Source organism: Vagococcus sp., from assembly GCF_052102835.1.
Lineage (GTDB): Bacteria > Bacillota > Bacilli > Lactobacillales > Vagococcaceae > Vagococcus.
Map to the genome: position 1 here is coordinate 1 of NZ_JBQEIL010000018.1, position 7,321 is coordinate 7,321.

The window sequence follows — 7,321 nt, forward strand, 5'->3', positions numbered from 1 at the left end:
AGTAGAAAAAACTATGTATATGAGTAGAAAAAACTATGTATATGAGTAGAAAAAACTATGTATATGAGTAGAAAAAATAAATAAAACTACTTGTATTGTGGTATAATAAAAGCATGAAGAAAAATTCTTTGGCTGGAATTTCTTCATGCTTACATCAAACACGCAAAGGAGCGTATCTTTATGTCTATTATAACAGAAAATGAAAAAAACAAAAAGCAGGTACAGACTTTGAATGAATTATCAAAACGAAAAGTAGTGGAGCATAATTCTTTAATTACCAGCATTGCCAAAATGGATAAAACCCCACTCAAAATGTTTGAGTTAGCCGTATCGTGCATTGATACAGAAGAACCACCAAAAGATCATACGGTTTATTTGTCAAAAGCAGAACTGTTTGCCTTTTTTAAAGTGGACGACAGCAATAAACACACACGTTTTAAACAGGCAGTCGAGAATATGCAGAAACAAGCCTTTTTCAAAATTAAAGAAAAAAAAGAACATGGATTTGAATTTGAAAATATTGTGCCAATTCCCTATGTTAAGTGGACGGATTATCATGATGAGGTAACGATCCGATTTAGTCCTGAAATTATGCCGTATTTAATCAATTTAAAACAAAATTTCACGCAACACGCTTTGTCTGATCTTGCAGAACTCAATAGCAAGTATTCCATTATCTTGTATCGCTGGTTATCTATGAATTATAACCAGTACGAGCATTATAGTTACAAGGGCGGGCGCCGAGAAGAACAAGTGGAAGCCTACCGCAATCCTTCAATTTCCATGCGAGAATTACGAGAAATGACGGACACGGTCAATGAATACAAATTATTCACTAACTTTAGCAAGAAAGTTTTAGATAAACCCCTTGAAGAAATCAATGATCGGACCTCATTTAATATTGCCTATGAGAAAGTGAAAAAAGGTAAAAGCATTGATTCTATTGTCTTTCATATCACGAAAAAACGTCGAGCAGACGATAACAGTTATAAGCTAGAGGACAAGACCTACAAGGAAGCGAAAGCCGAAAAAGAATTATCAAACCAAACACTTGCAGGTAAAGCGTTAGAAAGTATATATACAAGGTTATTGCTTGAAAATTTCCTTTTATCGCCTTATGAAATGACAGATACATCACTTATGGCTGGCTTGCAAAAAAATGTTTATCCAAAGTATGACGAACTCAAAACATTACGAGGACTTGAGGGGGTCAAAAAGCACCTCTCATACGTTCGTGAGAAGCAAGAACCTTATTCAAAAGGGAACATTGCAAAGTATCTTAAAAAGGCAATTGAACAATACTTACCAACTGTAAAATTACAAGACCTTGAACAATCAGAACGTGCAAGTGTTCGAGGTAAAGGAGAAATCCATGAGTGAAAATTTAAAAACCATAAAAGAAATTGCGGATGAAATAGGTGTTTCAAAGCAAGCTGTATGGCAAAAAATAAAAAAAGAATCGTCAATAGATTTACGTCAATTTACGTCAAAAAAAGGAAATACCGTTTACGTTGACGTTGATGGTCAAAAAGTTATTAAGAATGCTTTTTTTAACAAAACGTCAACTAAAAAACGTCAACAAAAAGTTTTTGTTGACGACAACGTGAATAATTCAGTTGATGACAATCCAGAGGGGAATGAAGAGATTTTATTTTTAAGGAATCTAGTGTCCGAACTCCAATCAGAAAAAAAAGAGCTTCATAAGCTATTAGACCAGCAACAACGTTTAGCCTTACAAGATAAAAAATTACTTGAAGAATATAAAGAAGAAATCAATGAATTAAAATCATTAACAACTCAATCAACATCTGCTAATTCATCCAAGGTTGTTGACGAAACCAAAGATATAGAGATAAATAATAAAAAGCGACGTTGGTGGTCATTCGGTAAGTAAGGAAAATATTGTTTAGAAGATTGTTGGGAGAAAATGAAAAATTTTAATAATATTGATGAACTTGTAGTGGATGATTTAAAAAAAGAACTAAAAGCACATAGCAAATTAACCATTGAAACAACAAGTTGAAAAAATACAGCTATTGCATGAATTGGAATCCGAAATAGATCGAATCAACAATCAAATTAAAAGAACAGTCCAAATTAATAAAAAACAACTCTTGGCTAGAGAAAGATATGCATTAGAGCAGCGTTTAGCCAAAGCTAAAGGAGAATAAGAAATGCCTGATATACCAGAAAAAGTTAACTTATCTGATGTTAATTCATGTCAAGTAGATCCTGAATTATTAAATGAATTACGTGATTTATTTGTTAAAGCAGAAGAACAAAAAGAACGTTACGATTTTACGTGGAACGGAAAAGCAAAAGCTTATTTTGAAGCTGCAGCTCCAACCACTAAAACACTACGTGTACAGCCAGAAGAAAGTGTGAACTTTGAAAAGTCGGAGAACCTATTTATTACGGGGGATAATCTGGAAGCGTTGAAATTATTGCAAGAATCTTATCTTGGAAAAATAGATATGATTTATATTGATCCACCCTATAACACAGGTAAGGACTTTGTATATCAAGATAACTTCAAAAAAACGCAAAAAGAAAATGACGTATCAGAAGGAATTATAGATGAAGATGGGAATCGATTAGTAAAGAATGAAAAATCCAATGGTCGCTACCATTCTGATTGGTTAACTATGATGTATCCACGCTTAAAGTTAGCTAGAAATCTGTTATCGGATACAGGTGTTATTTTTGTCTCTATAGATGATAACGAACAAGCAAATTTAAAATTGTTAATGGATGAAATCTTTGGTGAGGATAATTTTATTGGGAATTTATCAGTCGAAAATAATCCTAAAGGCAGAAAAAACGCTAAGTTTATTTCCGTTAGCAGTGAGTTTGTCATCTTATACGCTAAAAAAATTAATGAATCTAAATTTATTGAAAACATACCGAAAAGATCCACAGAAATGATTAAAGATGAGAATGGTAATTTCGTTCATAATAGCGGAAAACGCATTCTGGTAGGGGAAAATAAATTTAATGATGTAGTTACTAACTACAGTTCTAAAAAACATTACAGCGTTTACTATCAGCCTGAAAAACAGAAAATTCATTTTAGAAAAGAGAAGGACATACTCGATATTGATAATGAATTAATTGGTGAAGGATATATTCGATATATTTCAGAAACAAATAATAAATTTGTAGAAAATACGTACTCTATAGATAAATTTATGGAACTTTTTGAGACTAATTCGTTACAGTTTACAGATACTAAAATTTTTGAAAAAAATTTTAGTACAACGAAAAGATTAAAAAGTATCGTAACCAATTTAAAGTATCAAGCGATTATTAACAATAAACCTACTGATTATCATCTAGATCTAACTACCACAAAGGCCAAACAAACACTCAAATTACTTTTTGATAACCGTGAGGTATTTTCTTCGCCAAAGAGTACTGATTTAATTAAATTATTTTTAACGTTGTTTAGCAGTAAAAATATTACGGTTTTTGATTTTTTTGCAGGTTCAGGTACTACAGCAGATTCAGTAATGCAACTAAACGCCGAAGATGGTGGTAATCGTAAGTTTATCCTCGGTACCCTTGATGAAGTAACACCTGACAATTCAGAAGCACGAAGGGCAGGATATACGACGATTGATCAACTTTCTCGAGAACGAATTCGTCGTGCTGCTGCCAAAATTGGTGATAAAAGTGGTTTCCGTGCCTTGAAAGTGGATTCAACAGGTTTAAAAGAAGATGTCTTTAAAACAGCAGGTGAACTCGATCAATTAGATTTGCTAAAAGATATTGATAATCACTCTGATAACCGTTCGGATTATGACTTACTCTATGACGTGTTAGTAGACGGTGCATTAGAATATAATCGACCAATTACGATTGATGCTATGAACAATGAAAAAATTATCAAATATGACTATTTAGGTGAATTATCTGGTGTAGTTTGCTACTTTGGTGAGAACTTAACAGATGAATTAACACGCCAAATTGCCACATTAAAACCGTTGCTTGCAGTCTTCAAAGAATCAACTTTTGATAAATCAGCTCAAAAGGTAAATGTGATGGAACAGTTCCGTATTATCAGTCCTGATACGAAAGTGAAGGTGATTTGATGCGAACTTATCAAATGAATCTGGAGGATCAAAGATGAAACTTCAGTATAAGAACCAACAATTTCAATTAGATGCTGTAGAAGCTGTTACTTCTATTTTTGAAGGACAACCTAGACAAACTAATTTGTCTTACATGATGGACATAGGATATGAAAAAAATATTATTTTAGATATTGTCAATGGATTTAAAAATTCAAATATTTCATTATCGGATAGGGATCTTTTAAAAAATATTCAAGCAACCCAAAAAAAGAATGGTGTACTTACTGATAATAAACTTGTTAAGATGTCCATTGGCGGTAAAGATAAAAATACAAAAATTGATAACTCGAGAGATAGTTTGACTTTAACAGTGGAAATGGAAACGGGTACTGGGAAGACTTATACGTATATCAAAACAATGTTTGAATTAAACAAGCAATATGGTTGGTCGAAATTTATTATTGTCGTTCCGAGTATTGCTATTCGTGAAGGAATTGCTAAAACATTTGAGTCTACGTCCGAACACTTTAAACAAGCATACGGCATCGGTATTCGTTACTTTATTTATAACTCTAGTCAACTGGATAAAATCGAAGCCTTTGCGAGTGATGCTGGAATCAATGTGATGATTGTTAATACGCAGGCTTTTAATGCACGTGGGGCAGACGCACGAAGAATTGATATGATATTAGATCAATTCCGTGGACGCCGTCCGATTGATGTGATTGCAGCGACGAATCCGATTATGATTATTGATGAACCGCAATCAGTTTTAGGAAACGGATCAAAGGCCGAACTGAATGCTACACGTGTTGGCTTAGCAAAGTTTAACCCTTTATTTTTCATTAATTATTCAGCGACACATCGGGACAACTACAATATGGTTTATCGATTGGACGCTGTGGATGCATATCAAAAACATTTAGTAAAAAAAATAGCGGTGAAAGGAATTGAAATATCAGGTTCAAACGCTTCTAGTGGTTCCCTGTATCTCGAAGCTATTAAAGAGAAACCGGCATTAAAAGCACGTATTCAATTTGAAAAGTTATCCGCTACAGGGAATGTCGTAAAGACATCAAAGTTGTTAGATAAAGGAGACAATATTTACCCTCTTTCGGGTGAAATAGAATCTTACAATAGTGGCTTTGTCGTTTCAGAAATTAATGCGGTGGATCAATTTGTTGAGTTTACGAATGGACAAAAATTATCTGTTGGAGAAGTTGTTGGAAATACCAATGATGAGGATTTAAGACGCATACAAATTCGTGAGACCATCCATTCTCATCTTGCTAAAGAAGAAAGCCTGTTCAAGCGTGAAATTAAAACATTATCCTTATTTTTCATTGATGAAGTAGTTAAATATAAAGATTATGAAGCTATTGATCATAAAGGTACGTACGCAAGAATTTTCGAAGAAGAATACGAAAATATTGTACGAGATCGATTAACAGATACTTTATTAGATGAAAAATATCGAACTTATCTTGAACGTGAATTGGAATCTCCAGAAAAGGTTCATGCTGGATACTTTTCAATCGATAAAAAAGGAAAATCTGTTGATAGCAAAATCAAACGTGGTAGTGAATCGAGTGATGACATTTCAGCATATGACCTGATTATGAAAAATAAAGAGCGTCTATTATCATTTGAAGAGCCTGTTCGATTCATTTTCTCTCATTCAGCGCTAAAAGAAGGTTGGGATAATCCGAACGTTTTCCAAATTGCGACATTACGTCAATCTTCATCGGATATTAAAAAACGACAAGAAATCGGACGTGGATTACGTTTAGCGGTAAATCAAAAAGGTGATCGCCAAGATGAACAATCTTTGGGTGAAAACGAGGTGCAACAAGTAAATGTGTTGACTGTTATCGCCAACGAGAGCTACGAATCCTTCGCTCGAGATCTTCAATCAGAAATAGCTGATGCAATTAAAAATAGACCAAAACTTATCGAACCTAAATTATTTGAAGGGCGAGAACTTGTTGTAGAAGACAGCAATGGACAAGTGACTGCAAAAATGGTGGTTGATAATACGCAGGCAGCCGAAATATGGGCCTGTTTAAAAACAGGGAAACTGATCGAAAAAAATAAGCAAACTTCTGTTACTTACCAAAAACTTTCAGATGCAGAAAAACTAGAGGCTATTCAGGAAGTTTTAGATGAGGAGCTTCAAGTATTCGCCCTTCCAATTCAAAAATTAATAAATAGTGTATACAACCTCAAAGATCTACCGATTGAGAATGAGAATAAACGAACTACTTTGAAATTAAATCGTGAAAAATATGCAAGTAAAGAATTTAAAAATTTATGGTCAAAAATCAACCGTAAATCTTACTATACTGTCGATTTTGATGATCAAGAAATTATTGAAAAGTCGATTCAACTTATCAATAAAAAATTAACTGTTAAAACACTAAAAGCACGTATCACTGAAGGAAATATGCAAGCTACTGATACAGGGACAGTATTTACAGTAGATGGTAAGCGAACAACTGATATATATAGTCCGGTAAATACTGTTAAATATGATTTAATTGGAGAAGTTTCTCAAAATGTAGGATTACTTCGCAAAACAGTTGCATATATTTTAAGTGGTATCCACCCAGAACAATTCGCAAAATATCAATCAAATCCTGAAAACTTCATTGTACAAATTAGCAACATCATTAACGCTGTGAAAGCACAAAATATTATTTCTCATATTGTTTACAACAAATTAGACGAAGTATGGGATGAAGATGCCATATTTGCCAATAGTGATATTCAAGGAATTATGGGGCAAAATGTCTTTGATGCGAAAAAACATCTATATGATAAAGTTCGAGTGGATTCTGAAGTGGAAAAAAGATTTGCTAGTGATCTAGACGTCGAACAGAATGTTGAAATGTATGTTAAGTTGCCTGGTGGTTTCTATATAAATACGCCAGTTGGCAAATATAATCCAGACTGGGCTGTTGTCTTGAACGAACCGGATCACAAACATGTCTATTTCATTGCCGAAACTAAAGGTGTTTCGGAAAATATCGAATTAAATTTAAAAGGTGTTGAAAATGCTAAAATCGAAGCCGCACGTCAACATTTTAAAATCATTTCTAATAGTGAAGTAACATATGACGTTGTTGACAGCTATGACAAGATGATGGATAAATTATTTTCACACATCCAAACAGGGTCTATAATTAGATAATAGCCCCTAAGAAATCAAATAAAAACAGCCCCTATAATCCAAATTCTAGATTATAGGG

Annotated in this window: 5 protein-coding genes; all 5 read left to right on the forward strand. The window is 33.4% G+C overall.

The window, feature by feature from the left end; all coding sequences use genetic code 11:
* The first annotated feature begins 180 nt into the window (after positions 1–180).
* The 5 genes from ACTJFD_RS11320 (at position 181) to ACTJFD_RS11340 (ending at position 7,263) form a co-directional block, all read left to right on the forward strand.
* Positions 181–1,380: a RepB family plasmid replication initiator protein gene (locus tag ACTJFD_RS11320; RefSeq protein ID WP_442261641.1), complete on the forward strand. Its 1,200-nt coding sequence runs from the start codon at positions 181–183 to the stop codon at positions 1,378–1,380.
* Positions 1,373–1,894: a RepB-like protein gene (locus ACTJFD_RS11325; RefSeq protein ID WP_442261642.1), complete on the forward strand. Its 522-nt coding sequence runs from the start codon at positions 1,373–1,375 to the stop codon at positions 1,892–1,894. Before ACTJFD_RS11320 ends, ACTJFD_RS11325 begins: the two co-directional genes overlap by 8 nt.
* A gap of 112 nt (positions 1,895–2,006) precedes the next feature.
* Positions 2,007–2,171 (forward strand): hypothetical protein, encoded by a 165-nt coding sequence (locus ACTJFD_RS11330; RefSeq protein ID WP_179142604.1) that lies wholly within the window; start codon positions 2,007–2,009, stop codon positions 2,169–2,171.
* 3 nt (positions 2,172–2,174) lie between these two features.
* Positions 2,175–4,091, forward strand: coding sequence for a site-specific DNA-methyltransferase (locus ACTJFD_RS11335; RefSeq protein ID WP_285005165.1), 1,917 nt, complete (start codon positions 2,175–2,177; stop codon positions 4,089–4,091).
* A 34-nt stretch (positions 4,092–4,125) separates the two neighbouring features.
* Positions 4,126–7,263, forward strand: a complete 3,138-nt coding sequence (locus ACTJFD_RS11340; RefSeq protein ID WP_442261643.1) for a type III restriction-modification system endonuclease — start codon at positions 4,126–4,128, stop codon at positions 7,261–7,263.
* Positions 7,264–7,321 lie beyond the last annotated feature (58 nt).

Bases quoted from the DNA above. Each gene is read 5' to 3' on its own strand.
- ACTJFD_RS11325 (WP_442261642.1), top strand. From the start codon at position 1,373: ATGAGTGAAAATTTAAAAACCATAAAAGAAATTGCGGATGAAATAGGT.
- ACTJFD_RS11340 (WP_442261643.1), top strand. From the start codon at position 4,126: ATGAAACTTCAGTATAAGAACCAACAATTTCAATTAGATGCTGTAGAA.
- ACTJFD_RS11320 (WP_442261641.1), top strand. From the start codon at position 181: ATGTCTATTATAACAGAAAATGAAAAAAACAAAAAGCAGGTACAGACT.
- ACTJFD_RS11335 (WP_285005165.1), top strand. From the start codon at position 2,175: ATGCCTGATATACCAGAAAAAGTTAACTTATCTGATGTTAATTCATGT.